Raw genomic sequence first — 24,673 nt, forward strand, 5'->3', positions numbered from 1 at the left:
AGTCTATGCGGGGTAGCTGGGAGTCCCTTGCAACACCTAAGTCTATGCGGGGTAGCTGGGAGTCCCTTGCAACACCTAGAGGTCATTTTATCGATCATAATGGAGATTTACAAGAAAAAATGAGCGGATGTTTTAGGCTATTTTCCCTCACTGCTTTTCAATTTCCAAATAAAGCCATCCAGTACATAATGCGTACTTTGTGACAGTGCAAGTAAAGGGACTAGAAAAGTTAGTATACTGATGTCCATTATTTGTGGCAGGGAAGAGAAAATAGAAAATACGTTGGTGTGTTCCTTCCATATAAAACCATCCCACAAACCTTCCTCGATATAAGCCGGTAAAGTAAGTATTAGGATAAACACCAAAACACCATATTTACCAAATGTGGCACGCACCAACATATTCCCGAATGCGGTGCCGATTCACGAAGCCCTATTGCTCTATTGTAATGAATTGATTTAATGCAAATAAAGCCCTAGCCTAAATCCAATCTCATATCAACCTGTATATACCATAACAGGAAAAGCTGCAAAAAAATAATTCTGTACAGCTAATCAATAACTCATCCATTAAATTTAGGCTATTTGGTAGCCAATAGTTCCGAGTTAGAACGGTTGTTCCATTCCCCAAAAGATTTCTTTGCTAAAGCTTTAGCCTCGGAGACAGAGATATTGCCCACAATAGTCAGATATGCATTTGAAGGAATAATATTCTTACTATAAAATGCTTTGATATCGTTTAAAGTTATAGCCTGAAGTGATGCCTCTGTAATTGTTTCGGGATAATAGCGGTCTTTCGCATTCACACTAGTAATTACTTTTGCTAAGGCTGTTTCAAAAAAAGTTTGGTTTAAGGCAGGTTCCTGTATTGATTTTGAGAATATCATTAAGGTGGCAGCAAAATCGGAGGTATTTGCAGCTATATTACCGCCCTTATCGCTGAAATTCATCATAACGTTAAATACTTCTTGCACACCAGATTTACTGCTTTCAGTTGCTCGCTCATCTGCTGTAAAACCTGCAAATATTTTTTTACTTTCCCCATTCTCTGCAACAATTATGGTCAACCCATTTTTTAGTTTAAAACTAACAGGATCTTTCATTGAAATGGACTGAGCACTGGCTAATTGGACAGATAATACTGAAATAATTACGATGATAAAGTTTTTAATAGTTTTCATAATAGCTTATATTTTTGTGAATTGATTAATCAAAACTATTGCTGAAACACGATCTGCGAAACGAAAAGGAGATAGAAAGGCAAATTCTGTCGTCGAAATGGGGATTTGAAGCGTTATAATTTATAGTGATGTTTAATACGGGCTGTACCTTTACTGAATAGAAATATTAACGTATATTGGATTAATAAATAGATTATTTCTGATGAATTGCTTAATTGTAGATGACCAGGCGGTATTTAGAGCCGTTTTAAAGAAATTAATAACTTTAGACCCATCCTTATTCTTGGTTGGTGAATGTACAAATGCCGCCGAAGCCCATCAGATTATTCTTAACAACGATATTGATATCATTTTTTTAGATATTGAGATGCCCAGAATGTACTTCTCAAATAGATTATGCTATAGAAGCTTTTGATTTAAACGTAGTTGATTTTTTAACAAAACCAATAGGATCTGTTCGGTTTTTGAAAGCGGTACAAAAGGCTCGAAATCTGATCAAAACCAAAAAGCAGGCTGCAAATGAAGCAGATGAATTTGTGTTTATCCGAGATTCAAATATCATTAAACGAATTAAATTATCTGATATTTTATACTTTGAAGCTAAGGGAGACTATATAAAAATTTTCCTTTCAAATACCAACTACTCTATCCATTCATCCTTGAAATCTGTAGAACAAAAATTACCCGAAAATACATTTTTCAAAGTGCACAGGTCTTTTATTGTTAACCTTGGAAAAATAGATTCCATTGAGGGGGGCACATTAATCGTCAATCACACTATGATTCCTGTATCTGACACCTATAGACCGCTATTAAATAAACGGATGCAAATTCTGTAACCATCTCAAGGCGCAATCTATAAATAAATGAAATGAATAAGTCTATTTTCAATTGAGTTTATTTAAATTAAAAACTAAATTAGTTTGATCTATTCCTATTTTCACCATGCGCTTACCAAAACTATTGCCTTACTTTTTGCCGGTCCTACTATTTTGTTATGGCACAATACAAGGACAATCCAATTTAATAAGAGCAGAGAAACAGAAATTGTCTTCTGTTAAAGACAGTATCGGTTATATCAATTCCATAAACCGCTTAGGAATGCTCTATCATATGCGGAATCTGGATAGCGCTCTTTATTATAGTATAAAGGCCAAAGAGATGGCCACTAGGTTACAATATCCGAAAGGAGTAGCAGATGCTGATAATGTTATAGCGACTATTTTCGCTATGAGGGGGATGTACCAGGAATCTCTTCAACTATTAACCCAAGCATTGTCTGCTTATAGCGCTCAAAAGGACAGCGCAAACGTTAGTCAGGTAACAATAAATATGAGCAATGTATATGGAAGTCTTAATGATTCTACAAAAGCTCTTAATCTTTTGAGACAGGTCATTCGAACAGGAAGTAAAGACAGTATTATGAGCCTGGCGTATGCCAATTATTGCATGGCTAATTCAACTCTTTCTGATGATAGTAGTCAGTACTATATAAATAAAACTCGGGAAATTGCTTCCAGGTATAATGATTACCGAATGCTAATTGGAGTAAAGGAGTTAGAATCCGATTTTCTACTAAAAAAAGGTCGTATTAAAGAATCGTTAAAGGTGCTGGCTGATGCCTTAGCTGAAGCGCGAAAATATGAGCTTAATGAACAGGAAATTTACTTGTTGAATTCCTACGCCCGATATTATAAAAACCAACCAGATAGTGCTTTGCATTATGCATGGAGTAGTTATCAATTGGCTAAAGAAAACGGTTATGTAGTGGCGTTGATCCCATTATTGCAGGATGTTTTAAGCTTTACTGAATTATTGGGCAATAAGGATAAAATTATCAGCGTTCAGAAGCTACTGGAAACCACAATGGCCGAAGAGAATGAGAATTTGAAAAAATTTGTTGGAGATTACATTAAATACAATATCATACAAGGTGATAATGCTGTTTTAAGTATCATAAATAAAAATAGCAAGACCAAAATATGGCTGCTGGTGTCCATTTGTGTAGTCAGTTTATTTCTACTCCTTTTCATGTATCGCTTATACCAGGTTTCGCGTAAACATGAAAGTGAGCTGGGAAAACTCAACCGGCAAATATTGGAACAAAATAAGACCCTACAGGCAACGGACGAATTCAAAAACAAACTCTTCTCTATTTTAGCACATGATTTCAGAACTCCACTTATCTCTACAATAAGCATTGCTGGTTTAATGAAGGACAATCCAGAATTTACGAAAGAGGAAATGGAACAGTTTTATGGTGATATAGAAAAGAGAGCTTCAGATATGCTGGAGTCATTCGACATCATATTGCAATGGATCAAACAACAATTGTCCGGTTATCAATATAAAGCTGAAACACTAGTACTGCATGACCTTTTTAGTGAATCGGCTGACATTGTTATGCCGCAAATGATTCCAAAAAAGATAACATTGTCAAACCAAATACCAAAATACGTAATTGCAACATCGGATAAGGAAATGCTACAATTCGTTAATCGAAATTTACTGTCTAATGCCGCTAAATTCTCCCCTGAGGGTGGGACAATTACAATTAGTTGCACACAGGACGATCATTTGATTACTATATCCATAACAGATGAAGGCCGCGGAATGGATGAGCAGACGCTCAGTAAACTATTTTCAGTATCCAGTAACTTCGGTTCATCTACACAACATGGAGCGGGGATAGCCCTTTCCATGTGCAAAGATTTTATTCAAAAACTTGGGGGTCGAATTTGGGCACAGAATGCAGAACCAAATGGCGCCATATTCTCATATTCCATTCCATTAAAAGCATGATTCCTTCTTTTTCAGATTGCCAACTTATCCATTTTATAAAATGTTCAATATCATCCATTTTTTAGCTCATTGTTTTTACCCGGGAGCAGTTACACAAGTGACAGGCCTTTATTGGCAAGATCATCTTTTCATTAAATAAGATTCTTATCTTAGAGAAACTAAATATAAGTATGAACGCTAAAATTATCTCTCTTACCATCGCTATATTAGTGATCTTCTCCCTAAATTCATCTGGGCAAACCCGGCTTAACATTGAAGGGACCTGGAGATTGGTATCTCAAAAAATTATAAATTCTGAAGGCGGTGTAACTACTTCCGATAGTGCCGCTTTAAATCAGATAAAGGTTTATACGCCAACCATGTTTGTTAATGTCGGCGAAAGAAGAATACCACAATTAGACAATCAAAAAATGGTAGTTTCTTGTGCCGGCGGCCATTATTCTTTAAATGGCGACGTTTATGAAGAGTTTACAGAATTTGCTTCCTATAAAGACTATAAGGACCTAAAGGTGAAGTTTAAATTGACAATGGAAAATGGCAAAATGCATACAGTTGGTACCCTTTCGGGTGCTGATGGAATCATCACCACTTACGATGAATGGTATAGCAAGGTTGAAGTTCCGACACAAAGCAAAGAACTAACCGGGACCTGGAGAGTAATATCTCAGCGGGTAAATAATCCTGATGGCAGCGTGTTTACTGCAGATAGCACCTCGGCAAGCATGCGCAAAGTATTTACTCCGGGCATGGTTGTAGTCATACGTGAACAGGCTATTCCAAAGGCAGATAACCAGAAGCTTGTAGTATCCTGTGCGGGTGGCCTATACACCTTAAAAAATGGTGTTTATGAAGAGTTTATTAGTTTTGCTTCATACAAGGATTTTAAGAGCATGAAAGCAAAATTTGATTTAAAATTTGAAAACGGTAAGCTCCATACATCCGGCATACTTACAGATGGAAATGGGCAAGAGGCGGCTTATGATGAATGGTTTGTGAGGGCCGATTAGCCGGTATATTCCGAACAAACAGATATGAGTTTATCGAACTAAGCAATATTCTCTAAATACTTTAACACCTCTTCCTTTTTTCGGCTTGAGACCAATATCTGTGCTTTATTTTCCATCAGTAAGTAACCCTCACGGTAATACTTTTTAACGAATTGAAAATTTACCAGATAAGATTGATGGCACCTCAAAAAACCGAATGGGGTAAGTGAGCTCTCATATTCTTTTAGCCCTTTTGAAACAAGTATTTCTCTTCCATCTATTAAATAAAAGGTTGTATATCCTTTATCACTCTTACAAAACACAATGTCATCTATCGCAACGATTTCAATGCATTCGATGCTTTTTAGTGCAACACGTCTGGCTGCGCCTACTCCTTGTGCAAGGTAATGTGCTTTGGCAATGGCCAATTGCTGCTGACTAAAGCTTTCCTGTTCCCGATGATGAAAACATTTATTAAAAATTGCACTTAAAGAAATCTCATCTATAGGTTTAAGCAGGTAGCCGAAAGCACCTAAATTCAATGCTTGAATTGCATACTGATCATAAGCAGTAAGAAAAACTACCTGAAAATCATTCATTCCGATCTCATCGAAAAGGTGAAAGCTATCACCATCCTTTAGCCGGATATCCGCAAGAATAATATCCGGTGCCAATGCAGGTATCTCGATTGCAGCTATCGAAACTCTATCTGTGACGCCTACTACTTCGAGATAGCTGATTTTTTTTACAATCTGCAAAATATGCTGCATAATTCGCACTTCATCTTCGAGGATATATAATTTCATTTTTATCGTCTTTTATTCTTCAATTAAGGGTATTGTGATTTCAGCGATTACGCCATGGCCTTCTTTTTTATCGTTAACCGTAAATTTTGCACTTTGCTCATGTGATGAAAAAAGTAGTGCCAATCGCTCTCTCAAAATAACCTGGGCTAAGGATTGCTTCTTTTGTTTGTTTACATCATTACTTCTGAGTCCACTGCCATTGTCATCCACACTTATGAATAACATCTCATTTACCTTGTTAAATGAGATGTTTAACATGCCTTTATGACTTATAAGTCTAAAACCGTGTTCTATGGCATTTTCTACAAAGGGTTGTATAAGCATTGGAGGGATAAGTATGTGTTCAAGATTTAAACCTTCATCTACAATTATCTGATAATCAAACACACCTACATAACGCATTTGTTGAAGTCGGATATAGTTATTTAAGGAATTTAATTCTTCACTTAACTCAATAAAATCCTTTCTGTTTTGCTCTAAAACTCCTCGCAGTAAACTAGAAAATGAGTTAAGATAACAAACAGGTTCTTCAACATGACCCGAGGCTATTAAACTCTGAAGGTTCGCAATTGCATTAAAAATAAAATGTGGATTTAGTTGAGTTTGCAACAACTTTTGTTCAATATTTAGTCTTTGGTTCTCAGATTTTAGTAATCTGTTTTTTTGCTTTAAACGCTGTTGATTGTAAAGAATATAAAAGAAAAGAAAAATACTCAAAAAAATCAATGTGAGTAAAACAAGCGTCCAGCGTTGCTGCTTTATAGCGGCTTCGTTTAACTTATTTCGCTCGTTTAGTTCTTGAATACTTTGGTCCTTTTTTTCAGTTTCGTATTTCTCCTGCAATTCCGCAATTTTAACCGCTTCAATTGCCTGAAAATTCCTGAGTTCGATAGTATAAGCAGAATCTGCAGCCTCCATCGCCCTGGCAAAATCTCCCTTTAGTACATAGGCATCTTTAAGGCCGTTGTAATACAGTCCTTTTCGTTTTTTAAACAGATTCTTTTTTTCGAGTTCAATACCCTCACGATAATATTTGATTGCTGAATCGGGCTGCTTATTTCGAATAAAAGATGTGGCCAGATTGTTAAAAGCAATGTCATTTAGGTTGTTATGTTTTTTCAGATAATTGAAATATAACCTACTATATTGCAAAGATTTTTCATTCTGATTCTGCCTGGCATAAATCTGCGATTCATTATCGTAGCTACGGGCAATGGCAAGGCTGTCACCAATTTTAACAGCCAGTTCACGGGCCTTGCTATTATAAAACTTCATTTTCTGATCATCTCCTAATCGAGATGCCAGCAGAAAAGAAATATCATAGTAACGTTGTTTAACAACTGAATGAGTTTTATATGGATGATTTTCATAATACAGCCCCGAGTATTTGAACGATGCTTTCTCATTCTGGTTTTGAAAATAAGCTTTGGCCAGCAAATCGTAAAATCGGTAAGTAATAGGGCTATGAGTCCGTTCTGCAACTTCCATAGCGGAAATTATTTTTTCCATTACTCCTGATTCTACCAATAGTCCATCTCCAAAGCTCTGACTTAGAATACTGTAAGTCTTCAATAGTTCTATCGTGTCATTGAGCCTTTTGCTTTTCATCTTCTGATACTCCGCAATCGCACTGTCTCTTTTCTTTTCTAACAGATACTTTCTCCCTTTGAAATAATGAAGATAGGGGTCAACTGGATTGTTATAAATCTTAAAAAGACTGTCATGCTTATCAATTACTCTTTTGTAGGTCTCAGTTGATAGGGTATCCATCGCTATAACTGCTTCCAGATAATCCTTTTCAGGATTGCTCCTATGCATATTTTTTTTCTGCATTTTAGAAGTATTTTCTTCATTTCTGCATGCACAGAATATCAAGGCACCACAAAACAGAAAACGAACAAGAGGGGTTACTGTGCTATTCATTCATTAAAATTATTTATCAAGATCCTCCAATTCTAATCAACCTGGTATCTTAAAAGTTTTCTGAACTGATAGAATACCCTTTCAATTAACCTTAAATCCTGGGTTACGATTTCGGCCTTGCCTTTAAGCTCTTTATCAAAAATAAGACTTTTATAATGAGAAGTTTTTAGCCCTTTGGGAAGAATAACATCTACATAATAATTTCCTTTTGCATCAGGGGTCAAAGATATGTTTTGCACTCTTCCTTCTACAATACCATATTCCTGATAAGGATAATTCTCCAATTTGATGAGCACTTTACCCCCCGAATAAATTTTTCCGGAATTAGTTGCTGAGACTGACATTTTCCCAATCAGCGTTTTATTATTGATGGGCAATACAGATAAGATCGCATCCCCTCTTTTTATAAACTGATTTTCTCCCCAAAACTGCTGAAAACTTGCAATACCCTCTGTAGAAGAAACAATCAGGTAACTCTGCTCCCATTGTTTTAATGACTTTCTTAATTGTTCAAACAGCTGTAAAGTTTGAGAGGCATAATTAATTTTATCTTTTTCGGTATTTATTGTTGCGCTACTTTTTGTTTTATAAAAATTGGAGATGCCCTCTTCTGTTTGAGATATTGAAATATTGATATTTTCTAAACTTTGCTGTGCTTGTAAAAATTTAATTCTTTCACTTTCCAATTCCATTGTTGAAATAACTTTCAGACTAAACAGCTTTTGTGAGCGTTGATAATTTTTTCTTATCAGCTCGAATTTTTCAAGTTCCAAATCTTTCTGTTGTTTTAAGGTTACTATTCGCCCTCTATATTCAGCAATATTCTGGCTGGCAGCAATATGCTCTGGGGCATAGGGGCGAAATTTTGCAAACAACTTTTCATCCTGGAAGGCTTTTGCAAAGGCATTGTAGTCGCTTTGAAGCTCTCCTAATTTAAAAGCTGATATTTTTTGAACCGGAAAKGAAAACAGTTGAACTGAAGAAATAGAATCTACAATCATCTTAAGTTCCAGAATATTTTTATAATTTGCTGTAGATTGTAAAACCATTAATACCTCATCTTTCTTCACTTTTTGATGATCTTTGATGAATATTTTTTCAATCCTGGAATCAGTTCTTGCCTCCACCTTTTCGGTAGGATTCTGTGAGGTTACGATAATGGTGGCGGGCACAAATTCTGGATACCTGATCAAATAACTCATCATCAAAATCATCAAAATCGCACAAAAAATAATCACATTTCCCCAACGAAACATCCAATGCGGTGGTTCAGACAGAAGATCCTGAACACTTTCAGAACGCAGTTCTATCTGGTCTAATATGTCTTTCTTAGTTTCCAAGTTCCAGTTGATTTTTGATTAATCTATAATACTCTCCCTTTTTTGACACCAGTTCGGCATGATTGCCTTCTTCTACAACCATCCCCTTGTCCAATACAATAATTTTATCTGCATGTTTTACTGTAGACAATCTATGGGCAATAACAATTGCAGTCTTCCCTTTAAAAAACTGCTCTAAATTTTCTATAATTATCTTTTCGTTATTGGCATCTAATGCACTTGTAGCCTCATCAAAAAAGATGTAGTCGGGTGATTTATAAACCGCCCTTGCAATAAAAATCCGTTGTTTTTGACCACCACTTACTCCCAAACCTTCGTTACCAATCTTAGTATTATAACTCAAAGGCAGGCTTTCTATAAACTCCTTAATATTGGCAATATCAATTGCCTTTCGTAGTTTTTCTTTATCTACAATATCTTCACCAATACCTATATTATTGGCAATAGTATCATCAAACACATGGCTTTCTTGCATCACAACACCACAGTGACTACGCCAAAACCTGGGCGAAATATTTTTCATGTTGGTGTTTCCTATCTTAATTTCGCCAGTACTAGGTTCATAAAACTTTGTCAATAGCTTTAGCAGTGTGGTTTTTCCGCTACCACTCGCACCAACAATTGCAGTTGTTTTTTGGTATGGGATGGTCAGGTTTAAATTTTGAAAGACGAAAGAATCTGAGCCGGTATACCTAAAGGAGAGGTTATTCAACGCAATATTTTGCTGTGGTATTTCTGTAGCATATTGCTCGCTGGTATTTTCTTCATCTTCTTTATCATGAATCTCTCCTAACCTTTCTAACGATATTCTGGCATCCTGGGCTTGCCTGATGAAATCAATCAATTGTAACAACGGCGCATTAAGCTGGCCAATAATATACTGCACAGAGAGCATCATACCCAAGGTAAGGTTTCCACTTAAAACTAATTTTGCGGCCAGGAAGCTTACCAAAATATCTTTGACTTGATTGATAAAACCTCCTCCAACAGACTGCCATTGCTCTAACGAAAGCGCCTTTATCTGAATTTTGAATAATTTGACCTGTAGGAATTCCCAATCCCAACGCTTTTGTTTTTCGGCATTGTGCATTTTTATTTCCTGCATGCCGTTAATGAGTTCCATTACCTTGCTTTGTTCCTGTGCCGTTTGCGAGAACTTTTTATAATCTAACTCCTTTCTTTTTTTCAGAAAAAAACTAATCCAGCCAATGTATAAAACTGCCCCAATTAAGTAAACGATAAACAAACGGTAGTCGTAAATTAACAGAATGACACTAAAAATAACCAGGTTAACCATCGAGAACAGTGTATTGAGCGAAGAATTGGTAAGCAATTGCTCTATCCTATGATGATCGTTAATTCTTTGCATGATATCTCCTGTCATTCTGGTATCAAAAAAGCTGATGGGAAGCCTCATAAGCTTAATGAAAAAATCTGAAATGATAGCTATATTTATGCGTGCAGAAAGGTGTAACATTATCCAGCTCCTGATAATTTCTAAGCCCATTTTACCTAAAAAGAGCATAACCTGGGCAAGTAAGACCAGATATATAAAATTTAGATCCTGATTTTGAATTCCTACATCTACAATACTTTGAGTAAGAAAAGGAAAAATGAGGGATAATATACTCCCTGCCAAAAGGCCAATTATAAGCTGAGCAACAAGTGACCTGTACTTAAGCAGGTATTTAGATAAAAAAGAAAAGCTTGCTTTCTTTTCTTCATCGTCAAATTCACTTTTATAAAATTCAGGGGTGGTCTCAAGAATTAGCGCAATACCTTCTTCTGTATTTTCATTCGCATTTTCACCAATCCAACATTTTAAAAATTCTTCTTTGGTATAAGTAATTAAACCAAAGCTGGGATCTGAAATATAAACCCGGCCTGCTTTATCAATTTTATAAACTACGACATAGTGGTTTTTATTCCAATGCACAATACAAGGCAACGGTGCATCTGCAACCATCGTATTGAAATCTATCTTAACCCCCAATGTTCTAAACCCTAAATGCTCCGCTGCATTACTAAGCCCCATTAAACCACTTCCTTCTCTGGTTGTTTCAGAAAGCATTCTGATTTGCTGTAATGGAATACTTTTATTATAGTACCTAGCTATAATACGCAGGCAAGTTGGACCGCAATCCTTAGCGTCAGGCTGTTTAAAAAAGGGGAATTTTTTCATATTAAGCAGACCAGATACTATTGAATTTTTGAGATAACTGTTCCTTATCTATAAAGCATCCGGAGGCTGAAATAGTAACCCCGCAGTGATTTAGATCAAGGTAGTCTACTTCATCATCCCATTTTGATAAATACGGATTGTAGGCGCATTCGATTGGATGATACCACTTGTCAATACCTTTAACAGGAACCCGACTATCTACACACATGTACCTGAATTCACAATCACAACAAACCAGCATACTATCTTTCTGAATATTTCCCAATTCCTGAAACTGATCGGATGAGATCAGATTTAAAAACTGCACCGAAGAGATTGATTTAACCTGGCCAAAGCTTAGGGTATTGTTTAAACCATTTTTGATGTTACCATCGCTATCGATATACACCTTGCCAAAATAATAGGAATGGAAGTTATAAGCTTCTAAAAAATGCTCTGTATTGATGCCTAGTTTATCTATCGTTAATTTGCGTTTATAGACTGTAAATTCTTCATCAAAATAATTAAAGTAGACGTTTTGATACAGCTCGGTTTTTTCTATACTATTTTTTGAATTGAAAAAGTTTACAGAAAAAACCAAGTTATGATCGCTTAGCCGTTTACGATGATCTTCTAAAGCATCGTGATCGAAATTTTCGATGTATAGGTAAACACTATCTATTTCAAGGGTGTCTATCCTTTTTAAAACCTTAAACAAGTTATCATCTACCTGAGGGGCAATAATAGATAGATTTAGAATATATTCCTCTTTAATGCAATCAAAGAAATTAAGGTCTACATTGGTATGCAGTACAATGTTTGTGATTTTATTGGGTACTTCTAGCTTTCTGTTGAGCGCTGTAAAGCATTGTTTCTGGTTTTGATCGGCAAGTTCGAATACAATTTCTTCGTTAATTAAAAAATCAATGAGGGATTGCCTTTCTTCCTCATCTTCGATTTTATTAAAGTCGATGAAATCATCTGTATCTAAAATGTAAAAATGTGCTTTCGAAATGAAGAAATAATCTTTTCGAAGTATATCATAAATGATTGCCCTATTGTAACCTTTGACCGGAATACATAACTGGTTTCTTAGAAAGAATTTCCTCATAACGGCGATTTATAAAATAGGTCTAATTGTAAACTGTTGGTGGCAAAAATCTTTGATGCCCTGGTTTTAATGAGGTAGTCGGGCCTTTCTTTCTTGATTAAAGATTTTAAATGAACAGGTGCTACTCCTTTTTGTATTTCAACTTTAATTTTTTTCATATCAGAGGTTTAAAGCAAGAGCCTTTTCGAGATTATAGTTGCAGGGGTTAGATACCATACCGAACTGGCCTATAGGGTTAAGGTCCAAAAAATAATACTGATGGTCTTCTTTAGAAGAAACGACATCAAATGAAGCACAATTTAGGCCGATATGATCTAGCAGCTGCTTAATCTTTTTTTGATAAGACTTTGGAAACTGATAGGGATTTAATCGATTTGGCTTTGAATTATCATAGTTTCTAAAATCTACTTCGGTCCTTTTATTTTTTTGCGAAAAGATTGCCATCGCATAGAAATCTCCGTCCAGATAAAAACACCTTATCTCGTAATCTTTTATAATGTTTTTCTGGAAAAATGTAGGAACAAACTCATCTGGTAATTCATTGATATCATTTACGTCGATTTCTGTTGTATAGGCTAAGTGAATAAAGTTATCTGAATCGTAAACAGAGAGTGGCGAGTTTAAGGGTTTGGAGATGATGTTTTTTTCTTTGTTGTAAAAATCCAACAGAGCGCCTTTATTGCCGCTAACCATAAAGTTTGGTGTCAGGATTTTAAATTTATTGCATAAATCAAGTACCTGAAGTTTATTGACATCTCTGGTTGCGAAATTGTTTATCGATTCCATTTTATCGAAAGTGTAGTGGATATATTCCATTAAGCTTTCATTTTCTGTTAACAGGTAGTTATTCAGATATTCGCTGTCAAAGTTTTGTTGAAAAAACAGATCACCTCTTCTATACCAGATCTTTGTTATTTCATTGCTACAAACTGTTTTACCATCAATATGGAGGGTGAAGGCTGTATCTGTAAGAGAAATTAATTTTACATCGGTATTTTCATTAATTCGTATAAAATCTTTCTTTAGGTTTATTAACCAGTTAATTACCCTGCTTGTTGAGTAATCGTCGCTGATGGAGAAAATTATGACCATATACTTATATGTTGTAAACTGGTTTAAAATTAGTTTTGCCTTACTACCCGTTAACCCGTTAAAAATGGAGGATGTACCTCCATTTTTATTTTTCAATTCTTAATCAATAGAATTTGAAAGATTGTAAACCGTCCTGGTGCTTCTGATGCTTCCATCATCATTATAATACGTATAATGTGTATCTGGGCAACTGGTTGTACCGGTTCGTACCTGACAATCGCTCATTGTACCAAAGGCCATTTTGCCTCCGTTGATCTGACAGCTTTTTAAGTCGATCTTTTTCTCGAATAAACCTTTATTAATTTTCATTTTTTTGAAATTTGCTTATTAAAATAATTAGATTAATTTTTCCAGATTATGGTTATTGTTCGCGTAAGAGCTGGTGTTAATCCGGACAGTTATAGTCGGTACAAACCTGAATCGTAGTCTTGTTGTCGTCTTTAACCGTGTATCTGGTGTCTGAACAGCCCTGAACACAGGTACTGGTTGAAGTGGTTTTTTGGGTGGCAGCTAACCGACCACCATTGATTTGGCAATTTTTTAGTTCAATTCGTTTTTCGAACAATTGGTTGATTTTCATAATGGTTATAATTTAAATTTTGATAGATAACTCGCCAACTTACCCTGGCGCATAGGCTTTTGTCGAAGGCAAATTCGGTGTATACTGCAATTGATGCAAGGAAGAACTGATATTTGATAGCTTTAAATCTATTTCCGTAGGCTCTTTATAAATATTCGTTTTATAAAGTATCTAAAAAGTAGTTCACACTCATAAAGGATTATTCGAAAAGCGGGAACGGTAAAAGATCCATGAATCCCAAACCTAAGGAAGAATTTCCTTTGAAGGGCATTTTACAAAGTCCTTGTTGCAGTACAAATATGACAGCTGGTTGGAGCAAGGGTAAAAATAAATATTATATGAATTACCGAAATACATCAGCTTCACTCCAGAATTTCTTGACAAGCTGATAGAAAGGGTACTGACTTACCAAAGACTACCCTTGAGGTAAGGGATCAAAGGCATAAAATTCTAGCAACAAAACTTGCGACGATTGAAACAAAAATTTAAAATATTGAAAATAAACTTTTCGATGGGGTGATTAATGATACGACTTATAAGAAGGTTTAATGTACATTGGGTATTTTTTTCCCCTATGACCTAATATTATAATCTATCAATAGTCAGATTGCATTCAAAAAATTAATTTCTTTACTGCATATCAATCAGTCATGAAACTCAGGAAATCAAGACTACATCAACAGCGATGGCCCGCTAAGCAAAACAGGTACAGAAGAAATCGGACCTTCAAAACAAAGAAGATGAGAAGAAACGGATGACATTTCAGGTGACCTTTCCGGCAACGCTTTAGGAAACACAGACTCAGAAGACCAATGGCTCAACTTGAATGAAATAAATTATCTTTTTGGTGACAGCCTGACCGCAGGATATGGCTGCGGCCAGGCTCCACCAAGTCCTTCCCAGCCCTTTTTACAACAAAGATCTACCAGGCAGGCTTTGGTTATCAGATCATCAACGCTGGAATCAGCGACTTACCTTCTGAATACTTATAAGCTATTTTCACTAGTGAGCTTTTGGATGTCAGCTATATCCATTGATACTTCCGGCATAAAAGCATTTCCCTCCATGTATTTCTGCAGGCTATATAATAATTGTCTTGCCTCCGGACGCTGATCACGATCAGATAGCAGGTCAATAGCGCTAACTATCAGGCTTCCTTTGCCCACTTTACATTCAAAAATCAGACCCAGTGGTCGGGCGGTAACCCAATCATCAATGACCCTCACCAAAGGGTTGATTTTTTTACTGAGAGCATCCATTCTTACCGCGCTTGAATGGGTGACTGCGTCCCACCATTGCCAGTTACTATGGTACTCTGTTGGGAATGCAGCAAAGGCAGGATGTTCAGGGTTGCACAAGATACCTAGTGTGGTTGGGGGCTGGCTTTTCGTCCAAGCTGTATTCCAAAAGATGCTTGAAAAACCGACCTTGATATCACCGCCCATCTCTGGCTTAATAGATCCCTTTTTTAAAGTCAATAGTACTTTGCCACCGCTGTTTAGTTCCTCGACAGCTTCATCATCCAATACCTGCGTTACCCGCACTTCCTTTGAAATATCAGGCAGAACGGTGGGATAGACAAAAATATCCCATGAATTTTCTGCCGATACTGTCTTTACCTTTAAAAGTAGCTGTTCTGCAGATTGAATGGTGCTGAATTTTTGGCGGATCGTGCCAATATGCTGACCGTTGCCCAATGCAATATCTACCGGATTAAATTCACCATGGTAGAGGGGGGTGCCATCAGTTTTAGTGATGGTCCAACTTACTTTTGCACCGGCAAGTGCTTTACCACCGAAGTTTGCTACTTCAACCGGTGCCACCAGCTGCTCGCTGGTGGTATAAATCATGCTGGGAAGCCTGACTAATGGTACAACAGCATTACAAAAACGTCTGTACTCAACTGCGGTCACATAATTTTTTTCTTCCCAGAAAGGATCAAGTACACCTACAAGGGCAGTTCCCTGTCCTGGGAAATCATTTAATCCAAGCAGTTGGAAACCGCCAAAACCAGGAGTCCTCAGAGCCGCTTCAATATCAGCTTTGTAACAGAGGACCTGTAATTTTCCAGAAGCCATCAAGAAACTGTCAGCTAACATATACATTCCGTTTTCTTTCAATCTGTCCTGAAAGATCTCGAAGTTCTTCGGTTTCAGGATGCCAGTGTATTTCTTCATTTCTTTAAAATCCGGATAGACACACCACTGACCGATTTCATGGCTCACCGACGGCTGTTTCCACTTGGATATGATGTCACTCCAGTCGTACGTTGTCGAAGGTTTCCGGCCATTCAGTATACTGTTCAATCCCTCGCCCCACCGCTGTATCCTGGGGTCTGGAGTGTTATTGTAATCGCTTTGATCAACTACAGGCCAGCCTGCACCAGTGGTGTATAGCCTCCTTGTGTCTTTGACTTTCCAGAAGTTGACAAACTTTGTAAGGTAAGTCACATGATTTTTACCGCTAGGCTCGTTGCCGTAAGTCATCATCACAAATGAAGGATGGTTCCCGTAAGTTTTTACCATTCTTTCACTTTCCTTGTAGATATATTCATCTAATGGCCTTCCATCACCTATTACAGCATCTGTGCTGGCCCAAGAGGAACATTCTATCTGCAGATATATTCCCAGTTGATCAGCTGCCGCAAAAGCTGCTTCCGGCGGGCACCAAGAATGAAACCTGACGTGATTTAAACCATAATGTTTAATGGCACTAAAACTTTTGAGCCATGAGGCCAAATCCGTAGGCGGATAACCAGTTCTTGGAAACGAAGCGCAGTCGAGGGTGCCTCGTAAAAATGTAAGCTGGTCATTCATGATAAACTGTGTGCCCCTGGTTTTAAACTCACGCATACCAAATAGGAGCTCCTGTTGATCCGGCAGATTGTTAAGGGTGGTTTTTAGATTGACGGCAAAACGATAGAGATCGGGATGAAATTCATTCCAAAGTAAAGGACGACTACCCATTGCGTATACTAGACTGAGATCAACGCTTTTTCCATTCAGCACCACGTCCTTAACTAAGGTCTTTAACCGTCGAGCGTTTGCCCTAGAAGAAATTGCCGATAAGTTCAGCTGTGCCATGCCTTTAGCTCCTGTCGGGTTGTTAACTTTGAGTTTCACTCTTACCAGTCCGGCGTGAATATCTGGGTATAATTGCAGGTCTGAAACATATATTTTCGGCCTGACCCTGAGCTGTAATGTTCCAACCATACCATTCCAGTTCGTTTGGGTATGATCAGTGATACTATGTGAGTTCATTCCCACGTTAAAGTCCTTTACCCGGTTATCTATCCTCACGGTGATCACGTGTTTACCAGGTGTTAGCAGGTCTTTCAACTGGAATACATGGGCTGTACCCAGACTATTCTCCATTCCTATTCTGACGTCATCTACCCAAACTGTTGTTTCCCAGTGGCTTCTCTCAATAAAAAGCTCTGACAATTCGCCCTTCCAGGATGCAGGTATAGTAACGCTTTTCTGATACCAGGCTGCCCCCTTATAGTATTTCTCCGGCTGCAGCCAGAAAGGAATCTTTATGTTTCCCTGCCTCCTGTACTTTGCGTACTGAGGCTGCGAAAACCAGGATGAATCTACGATTTCGCCAGTCCAAGGTGTATGTACAGTGATGTCGTTGCCTATACCATTGGTAGTCATTGATCCCGGAAGCTTTACTTTTTCCTTAAGTTTGGTACTGTACCATTTCTCAGCAATGCCCCGATCTAGGGAGTCAGTCTGAAACTGCCAGGTGCCTGCCAGATCTATTGCGGCACTCTTCTCAGCTTTTATCTGAGCAAAAGCATCGCATGCTGTAATGATGACCACTGACAGCGCTGCCAGAATATAATTTAAACGTTTTCTAATCTTGTCCATTTGTATTTGAAAGTGGGCTACGCGCATGCTATCAAGCCGGATTCTGGGTAATTAACTGATTACTCTTGATTTCATTCTGGGGTATACTATAATAAATTAGGGTAGTAATTTTCTTGTTCATAGGTTTGTTTTAAAATTTGGTTAGGACACGGGAATTACAGCCCAAAATTTTTATGAAGCTTATCCTGTTTGGGTATATGTTTTAAAATCTGTTCAGGATGAGTTCAGAGTCATATTATTGATATTTGGCGCTCTAAATTAGGACACAAGATGTACAATATAAATGGACAAACAAACGGTTTTGATGGACAATATCACCATAATATAGCATTATAAACTAAACTAGATTTAAATTATGAGCCTCGAACAGAAATCAAAAAAGTTAAAACAGCTATTGTCCGGATATGACACCGAATGGTTTTTAGGAAACCTAACAGATTTAATGTGTGCAATTGGCGGGAATGGTGCTGACTGTATATTTCCTTCTATTTGAACTGTTGCCTTTTTTGCAACAGTTGCTTCTTGATCCAATTCTTCTTCCTTGTATATGTTACTAAGGTGCCTTGAAATTGTTGATTTATTTTTACCAAACAGTTCAGCCATCTGACTTAATGCTAGCCAGACAGTATTCTACTCAACTTTTACATCAATTGCAGTTTCACCGCTTGGTGTTTGATAAATAACAATTTGTTCAGGACCAACAGCACATTTTCCAGGCCAATAATATTGTAATTGTATTTCCAACAAACAGAAACAAGAAAGCAAAAATCTTCAATTTTGTACAAAAGTTGAATCGAAAAACTGGCGTTGAACTTTGCAGTTTCGCCCCACTATTGCAAAATCCTTGCTATGAGCAGCAATTGTCTTCAGCTAATTCCAATAAATACGTCTATGATTGGATTTCTAAATATATACAAAACTGAAATTACCGCCGCCGTTATTAGATATGATTTCGAATGCCTGATGTCACGCTTATTAAGATTATATATCATTGCTATTGCACAAGCCAATAAAATAATGATTAATGCACCCCAGTTTTCAATGAAAATATGTATGGGCATTTCATAGGTTCTATCAGATGATGCGCCTTCCCCAAATGTCGCCCAATATATTAGCGGAATACCAAGCATATATAGAAAAACACAAATAAATAGTATAAGAATGAAGACAATTGATAGGTGTCCCAAAGCAGTTTTTACGTTTAGGATTTCCTTCATATTGTGTTTTGGGTTAAACATTTTGTAGTTGCTTATAGCAGATTAATGTGGACTTTATTTTGTTTAATAAATCATTTGCTTGAGCTATTGTCAACCAATCTACTATTCTGTCTTGCCTGTTTACGTTTGTCATCACGACGATTGATTGGTTGGAGTTTGAGAATAAGTAATTTGGTCTAATAAGAAAACGTGTCCTCTCATAATTAAGTCAAGGATATAAACTTCTTGTATTTCTGATTTCAGATAAGTTTTAGTCTTGCTAAATAATTTGTTTTTCTGTCTTACGCACATTTTGTTCGTTGAGATTTCTAAAACAGTTTTTCCAAATGTATTCCATAGCCATACATAAAGTAAAAATGTAAAAAATGCAAAAGGTATAACAGCGGAAATCAAATAGGTAAATATTTATGTTAGTGGATCCTACGGCTTTAATCATCAGCAAGCCTTAATGAACACTTAATTCATTGATTTTACATTACTCGCCTCATTTATCTACCCAGACGTCACCCCGGTTTTTAATCCAGCTTTTATCTACTCATCACATTTTATTGGGGTTTCGTCACATTTTTTCATAGCGCCTCCTGGATGATGCTACTTTCACTCCAGCAAGGGGACGGTGGAGCAAAAAAAATTAGAAATACCATAATCGTTTATAATCCTTATGAATTATTAATGAAAAAGGTGCAACATGGAAGGAGCTATCAGCGTCCTATCGCTTGAGCTCGGCCCTGAACAAACACGAACGCTAAATACATAACATATGAAAAAAATAACCTTTCCCCTCTTTGCTGTTATATTGCTTGCTGTTTTTACCACTGAAGCATTCAGCGGGACATCCGGAGCCAAATTCAGGAAAAACACGATCGTTTTAAATGAGGTGAATTTCTCGGTTGATCCGAGAATCGAACTGTTTCATACGATGGAGGTATTGGCTGGCGTTCCGGTAACCAATTTTATAGACCTGGATTATAAGCAAAAAATAGCAGCGGCATTTACGCTGTACAAAGACCATCAGCTCTTTGCCTATCTTTCAAAAAATCCATTGTACGGAAAACTCTTTACCACAATTGACGGGCCGATCTGGTTTATGCTGCACATGACACAGGAGCTGGATTGGCGCAAGGATATTGAAGTATCAGAAAAGAAAAATCCTGCACTGGATTCATTGCGTATCCTGATGAAGGATTTTTGCCGGAAATCAAATTACGCCGCTTTTTTTAACAGCAATTCGGATCTCTATCAGATATCGCTAGCTACCTTGGCGTATAACCTGCCTGATTTTGATGAAAAGAACAGACTGATGGACTATTGCGGAGCGAAGGATAAAAAGCAGGTTCAGTTTAACGTGATCCTGAACTTTTTAGGCTGGGGGAATTTTGGACCAAGAATATTCAAAAGGGACGGCGCGGAACTGTATGCGGTGATCTCCCCGGAAAAAACAGCGATCAGGGTGCCGACTTTTGACGTCCGAGGGCTCTATAAGTTGCTTTGGCATGAGTTCGCGCATTCCTTCGCTAATCCTGCTGTGGAGAAAATCCAGGATCAGTTTGAGCCCATGGGGCATTTACTAGAACCAATCCGCGAGTCCATGAAGGCGCAGGCTTATCACTCCTGGCCGGTAGTTTTCAAAGAACACCTCACAGAGGCAATTGCCTGCCGGATGGCGGCCCTGAAATTCGGAGAAGAGGCTGCAGATTTGAACTATTTCAGGTTCCAGAAAGGAATGCGCTGGATCTACTTAAATCCGTTGATTGCGGCTTTAAAGCACTATGAGTCCAACCGGTCGAAATATCCAACGCTCGACAATTTTATGCCGGAGATCGTGAAGGCGCCTGACCTTGCTGCTATTCCGCAGATCGGGGACATCTATGATAAGAAAAACATCCTGTTTATTTATTCAACAGCCGAAACCGACCAGGTTGCAGACCGGAAGCTGAAAGACTTCATGAACGGTTTTAAAAACAGGATTGGCTCGCTCAAAGAAGCAAAAATGGTAGCCGATACCGCTGCGCTGAAAATGGATTTAACGGGCTACAACCTATCTGTCTGGGGAAGCGTCAAGGGGAATAAGTTTCTGGAAAAGTACATGCCGCAAATCCCGCTGCATGTCGGAGATGAAAAGGTAATCGCTGAAAATATTTATGCAGGAAAAGGCTACGGAATCTTGATCGGCTGGGTAAATCCGGTCAACCCGCAAAACATGATGGCGGTGTACACTGGTCAGAGCCCGGCGGATGTGGTAGACTTTAACCAGATCATAAATGGAAGTGGCAACTACCATATTTTCCAGAACTTTACTACACTCCGGCAGGGGAATTTCAGTAGGCAGGCACAGGTTTGGGTAGCAAAGTAGATAGGTTTCATCAGCTAAAGTCGTGATATATGCGTATTTCGGGGAAAGTGGTTCTTCGCCTATTTTCGTAATTCTTGAAATAAACTGGCATTTTATCGTTAGTAGGTCTTGAAGGCCAACAAAGCAATCTTCAATAAAACCAATCAATTTAAGGGTGTTTCAGTAGATAACTAAACAGACAGCTTCATCATCTATTGTTTTTAAGCAAGAATATTCGTCTGCGCAAGGCCCACAGTAAAAGGCAGGCAAAAAAGCAAGGTGACAGTGGCTTTCCTGATAGTTAGGTTCATCGTTTTATTGCATTTAGTTTCCTGTTAATATTGGCAATGCTGTCCAGCAACGCAATATTCTGCCGCTTCATACTGTCAATCTGTAATTGTATCGCCGCATCTCTTAAACGTGACCTGCCATCGGGTGAAGATTGTTGTCCGCAGGAAAATAGGCAGAACAACAACATAATGCACATAAATTTCATCATCATTTGATTGTTTACATTATAGGTTGCGAAAATTCGAAAATACTTACATCATCACCGAAATAATTCCTCTAAGTAAGCAGGATCAACAAGCGCTGCTAATGCATGAAAATGTGGTATCAGTTTTGTTGGCTTTCTGGCTAAACACACATTCAAACCCATAGCTCAGCCGGAAAGCACCATTGTACCTGATGTCGGGTTGGCATCCATTAGTCCTCCACAACTTAACACAAATTCAGCCTTTTTGAAATATATGCCTTTTTTAATGAAGCGGCTGTTTTTATTTATCAAGCCCAAGTTGTTTCCGCATATCAAGGTTTAAACTGTATTGCTCTTCAACCGAAACTGCTTTTCGTGTATTTTTATTTATGTCTTTACCCTCCTTTGTCCAAAGAAATGGATAAAAACTAAAAACTTTGTCACCGTCTAACTTTGAAACTTCGTCTCTCCATTTTGTCCACCGGTTGCCTTTATAAAATTTGTCTAAGTCGTTGTTAAAACAAAATTGTAGAAATTCTGTATATGTAATGTCAAGCGATTCATACTCTAAATTGTCAGGCGAAAAATAATAGATTTTTCCAAAGTCCTTGCCAAGCCCACCGCCGTTCAAAAGGTAAAGTCCGCCAACAGCGTCGTCAGCGATAAGCAAAAATGATGGTATTTCTCCAAATTCTTTAAATGATTTTCCTTTGTTCCAATCTGGAAGTGTCCGACCAAGTTTTGCATTGCCCGAACCAAGAATTCTAATCCAACCATCATCAATTAAAAGCCCACCTGTCATATAAACAACTGCACCCATTGGCGAACGTGTTGTCACTTGGATTTTATACAAAGCGTCTTTTGCTTTTACTGTATCAACCGCCAAAATTTCAACTTTGTTTTTGGCAGATTTAATCCAATCTTTTACAAGTGTCCAACCTGAGTCGGTCTTATTTATTAGTTCGTCAACTGGTCGCATTTTGTTTTGTGCTGTCGTTGTCAAAGTTATTAGGGTCAGTATTGTTGCAATAAAATGTCGTGTCATAATAGGGGTCTGTAAAATAGCCGCTTACTCTTAAATATACGCAAGTCTTCTAGATGGTAAAATAATTAAAATATACGCTAAGCATTATTAATTTGCAATTTCTTATACGTTTTTTGGCTACTCTTTTCACAAAGTGTAAAGCTCAAATGCAGGACATATTTAACTAAACAGAACACAGACAGGCAATACAATTAGGACTATTAAAGGAGAGGTAAACAGATAATAATCATATATTTGCAATAAGCAATAGAACTAACACAACGACAAGCAATAGAAATAACGCAACAACAAACAATAGAAACAACACAACAATAAACAATAGAAATAACACAACTATAAAATATGAATAGATATTATTGAATCTATTAAGAAACGACGTAACAAAAAAGAACTCTAAGGAGGAAGTGTTAATTCAGCAGGAGTTAACAGACTGATAAGAAACACCAGCAGAACAAAATCAAAAGGCTATGGCAACACCAAAGGAAAAATTTGCAGAAGCATTAGTAACGCTAAAAGAACTTCAGGAAAAAGGATCTGCAGGAATCCATACAGATGAAATCCCAAGCCGTTCCCAACGGGAGATCCTTTTGAAGAATGGCTTTATAAAAGAAGTCTCTAAAGGCTGGTATATCTCATCTAACCCTTCTGAAGTCCCAGGAGATACAACATCCTGGTACAGCTGTTATTGGGATTTCTGCACCAAATTTATTCGGCACAAGTATGAAGGAAACTGGTGCCTTTCGGCAGACCAATCGCTCGTGCTACATGCGGGTAATTGGACAGTACCCACACAACTTCATCTGCGCTCACCAAAAGCAAATAACAGCCCCATTTCCTTCCCCCATAACACCTCTCTGTTCAATTATAGGGCTGAAATTCCTGCGAAGGAATTGATGACTACCATCAATAACCTCCAGGTGTACAACCTGCAGGCAGCACTGATATATAGCACCGAAGGGATCTATCGATCAAAACCACTGGATTGCCGCATCACCTTAGCCAGTATTAGCGATGCTTCAGAACTATTACCTATTTTGCTTGACAATGGTCACTCTACCATTAGCGGTAGGTTGAGCGGTGCGTTCCGGAACATTGGAAGGGATAGGATTGCTGACCAAATCATTGATACGATGAGACAAGCGGGATATGACATCAGAGAATATGACCCCTTTCAGGAAAAATTACAAATAGCGATCAGCCCACGTGAGCGATCCCCTTTTGTCAATCGCATACGGTTGATGTGGCAGCAAATGAGTGAAATCATTATAAAAGATTTCCCGAAAGCTCCTGGTGTACCGGCAGATCAGGAAGCTTATATTAAAATAGTAGATGAAGTGTATCTAACAGATGCTTACCACTCTCTTTCCATTGAACGTTACAAAGTTACCCCTGAGCTCATTGCTAAAGTGAGCAGCGGTGAATGGGACAAAGATAGCTCCCAACAAGACCGTAAACAGAAAGATGCTATGGCTGCAAGAGGTTATTTCCAAGCCTTTCAGGAAGTAAAAAAAACATTGGAAAAAATCCTTCAGGGAGAGAACGCTGGATTGCAAGCAGATAAAGACCATCAGAAATGGTACCGGGAACTTTTTGATCCGAGTGTACAAGCTGGAATACTAAAAGCTTCAGATCTGGCTGGCTACCGGAGTCACCAAGTCTATATCAGTTCATCAAAGCACGTACCACTGAGTGTTGAAGCTATGCGTGATGCCATGCCTGAATTATTTGAACTCTTGCAAAAGGAACAGCAT

19 protein-coding genes are annotated in these 24,673 nt (G+C 37.8%); 7 read left to right on the forward strand and 12 right to left on the reverse strand.

All coding sequences use genetic code 11. The features are described from left to right. Positions 1-203 (forward strand): hypothetical protein (locus tag AC1DDX_RS12410; protein WP_477622099.1); only part of this gene is annotated, 203 nt, incomplete at its 5' end. Between the two features lie 377 nt (positions 204-580). On the opposite strand, the gene AC1DDX_RS12415 is transcribed toward AC1DDX_RS12410, so the two are convergent. Further along, positions 581-1,180, reverse strand: coding sequence for an insulinase family protein (locus tag AC1DDX_RS12415; RefSeq protein WP_337716660.1), 600 nt, complete (start codon positions 1,178-1,180; stop codon positions 581-583). A gap of 202 nt (positions 1,181-1,382) precedes the next feature. Between AC1DDX_RS12415 and AC1DDX_RS12420 the strand changes: the two genes are divergently transcribed. The 4 genes from AC1DDX_RS12420 (at position 1,383) to AC1DDX_RS12435 (ending at position 4,989) form a co-directional block, all read left to right on the forward strand. Then, a complete protein-coding gene (locus tag AC1DDX_RS12420) occupies positions 1,383-1,595 on the forward strand; it encodes a response regulator (RefSeq protein WP_477622100.1) in 213 nt (70 codons plus the stop codon). Positions 1,596-1,644: 49 nt separating this feature from the next. After that, on the forward strand, positions 1,645-2,019 hold the full coding sequence (locus AC1DDX_RS12425) for a LytR/AlgR family response regulator transcription factor (protein WP_477622101.1): 375 nt from the start codon (positions 1,645-1,647) through the stop codon (positions 2,017-2,019). Positions 2,020-2,155: 136 nt separating this feature from the next. Then, positions 2,156-3,982 carry an ATP-binding protein gene (locus tag AC1DDX_RS12430; RefSeq protein ID WP_477622102.1) on the forward strand — a complete coding sequence of 609 codons (1,827 nt, stop codon included), beginning with the start codon at positions 2,156-2,158 and terminating at the stop codon, positions 3,980-3,982. Positions 3,983-4,152: 170 nt separating this feature from the next. Further along, entirely contained in the window at positions 4,153-4,989 is an 837-nt protein-coding gene (locus AC1DDX_RS12435; protein ID WP_337716655.1) for a hypothetical protein, read from the forward strand. Positions 4,990-5,027: 38 nt separating this feature from the next. Here AC1DDX_RS12435 and AC1DDX_RS12440 read toward each other — a convergent pair whose 3' ends face one another. The 10 genes from AC1DDX_RS12440 to AC1DDX_RS12485 form a co-directional block, all read right to left on the reverse strand. Beyond that, on the reverse strand, positions 5,028-5,774 hold the full coding sequence (locus tag AC1DDX_RS12440; protein ID WP_172659972.1) for a LytR/AlgR family response regulator transcription factor: 747 nt from the start codon (positions 5,772-5,774) through the stop codon (positions 5,028-5,030). A gap of 12 nt (positions 5,775-5,786) precedes the next feature. Further along, positions 5,787-7,697, reverse strand: coding sequence for a histidine kinase (locus AC1DDX_RS12445; protein ID WP_337716653.1), 1,911 nt, complete (start codon positions 7,695-7,697; stop codon positions 5,787-5,789). Positions 7,698-7,729: 32 nt separating this feature from the next. Beyond that, positions 7,730-9,037 (reverse strand): HlyD family secretion protein, encoded by a 1,308-nt coding sequence (locus tag AC1DDX_RS12450; RefSeq protein ID WP_172659970.1) that lies wholly within the window; start codon positions 9,035-9,037, stop codon positions 7,730-7,732. Next, positions 9,027-11,219, reverse strand: coding sequence for a peptidase domain-containing ABC transporter (locus AC1DDX_RS12455; protein ID WP_337716651.1), 2,193 nt, complete (start codon positions 11,217-11,219; stop codon positions 9,027-9,029). Before AC1DDX_RS12455 ends, AC1DDX_RS12450 begins: the two co-directional genes overlap by 11 nt. 1 nt (position 11,220) lies before the next feature. Continuing rightward, positions 11,221-12,309 (reverse strand): hypothetical protein, encoded by a 1,089-nt coding sequence (locus AC1DDX_RS12460; protein ID WP_288879081.1) that lies wholly within the window; start codon positions 12,307-12,309, stop codon positions 11,221-11,223. Then, entirely contained in the window at positions 12,306-12,467 is a 162-nt protein-coding gene (locus AC1DDX_RS12465; protein ID WP_172659967.1) for a hypothetical protein, read from the reverse strand. Before AC1DDX_RS12465 ends, AC1DDX_RS12460 begins: the two co-directional genes overlap by 4 nt. A 1-nt stretch (position 12,468) precedes the next feature. Further along, positions 12,469-13,401 carry a grasp-with-spasm system ATP-grasp peptide maturase gene (gene gwsG / locus AC1DDX_RS12470; RefSeq protein ID WP_288879080.1) on the reverse strand — a complete coding sequence of 311 codons (933 nt, stop codon included), beginning with the start codon at positions 13,399-13,401 and terminating at the stop codon, positions 12,469-12,471. A gap of 99 nt (positions 13,402-13,500) precedes the next feature. Continuing rightward, on the reverse strand, positions 13,501-13,710 hold the full coding sequence (locus AC1DDX_RS12475) for a hypothetical protein (protein ID WP_172659965.1): 210 nt from the start codon (positions 13,708-13,710) through the stop codon (positions 13,501-13,503). Positions 13,711-13,786: 76 nt separating this feature from the next. Further along, a complete protein-coding gene (locus AC1DDX_RS12480) occupies positions 13,787-13,981 on the reverse strand; it encodes a hypothetical protein (RefSeq protein ID WP_172659964.1) in 195 nt (64 codons plus the stop codon). Positions 13,982-14,967: 986 nt separating this feature from the next. Continuing rightward, positions 14,968-17,853, reverse strand: a complete 2,886-nt coding sequence (locus AC1DDX_RS12485) for a glycoside hydrolase family 2 TIM barrel-domain containing protein (RefSeq protein WP_337716647.1) — start codon at positions 17,851-17,853, stop codon at positions 14,968-14,970. A gap of 1,977 nt (positions 17,854-19,830) precedes the next feature. Here AC1DDX_RS12485 and AC1DDX_RS12490 point away from each other — a divergent pair. Then, positions 19,831-21,423: a DUF4932 domain-containing protein gene (locus AC1DDX_RS12490; RefSeq protein ID WP_477622103.1), complete on the forward strand. Its 1,593-nt coding sequence runs from the start codon at positions 19,831-19,833 to the stop codon at positions 21,421-21,423. Positions 21,424-22,178: 755 nt separating this feature from the next. Here AC1DDX_RS12490 and AC1DDX_RS12495 read toward each other — a convergent pair. Continuing rightward, positions 22,179-22,922, reverse strand: coding sequence for a DUF2625 domain-containing protein (locus tag AC1DDX_RS12495; RefSeq protein WP_216854323.1), 744 nt, complete (start codon positions 22,920-22,922; stop codon positions 22,179-22,181). Positions 22,923-23,389: 467 nt separating this feature from the next. On the opposite strand from AC1DDX_RS12495, the gene AC1DDX_RS12500 reads away from it, so the two are divergent. Next, positions 23,390-24,673 (forward strand): Fic family protein (locus AC1DDX_RS12500; RefSeq protein WP_477622104.1); only part of this gene is annotated, 1,284 nt, incomplete at its 3' end.

This window comes from Pedobacter sp. 10L46_2, from assembly GCF_056395165.1.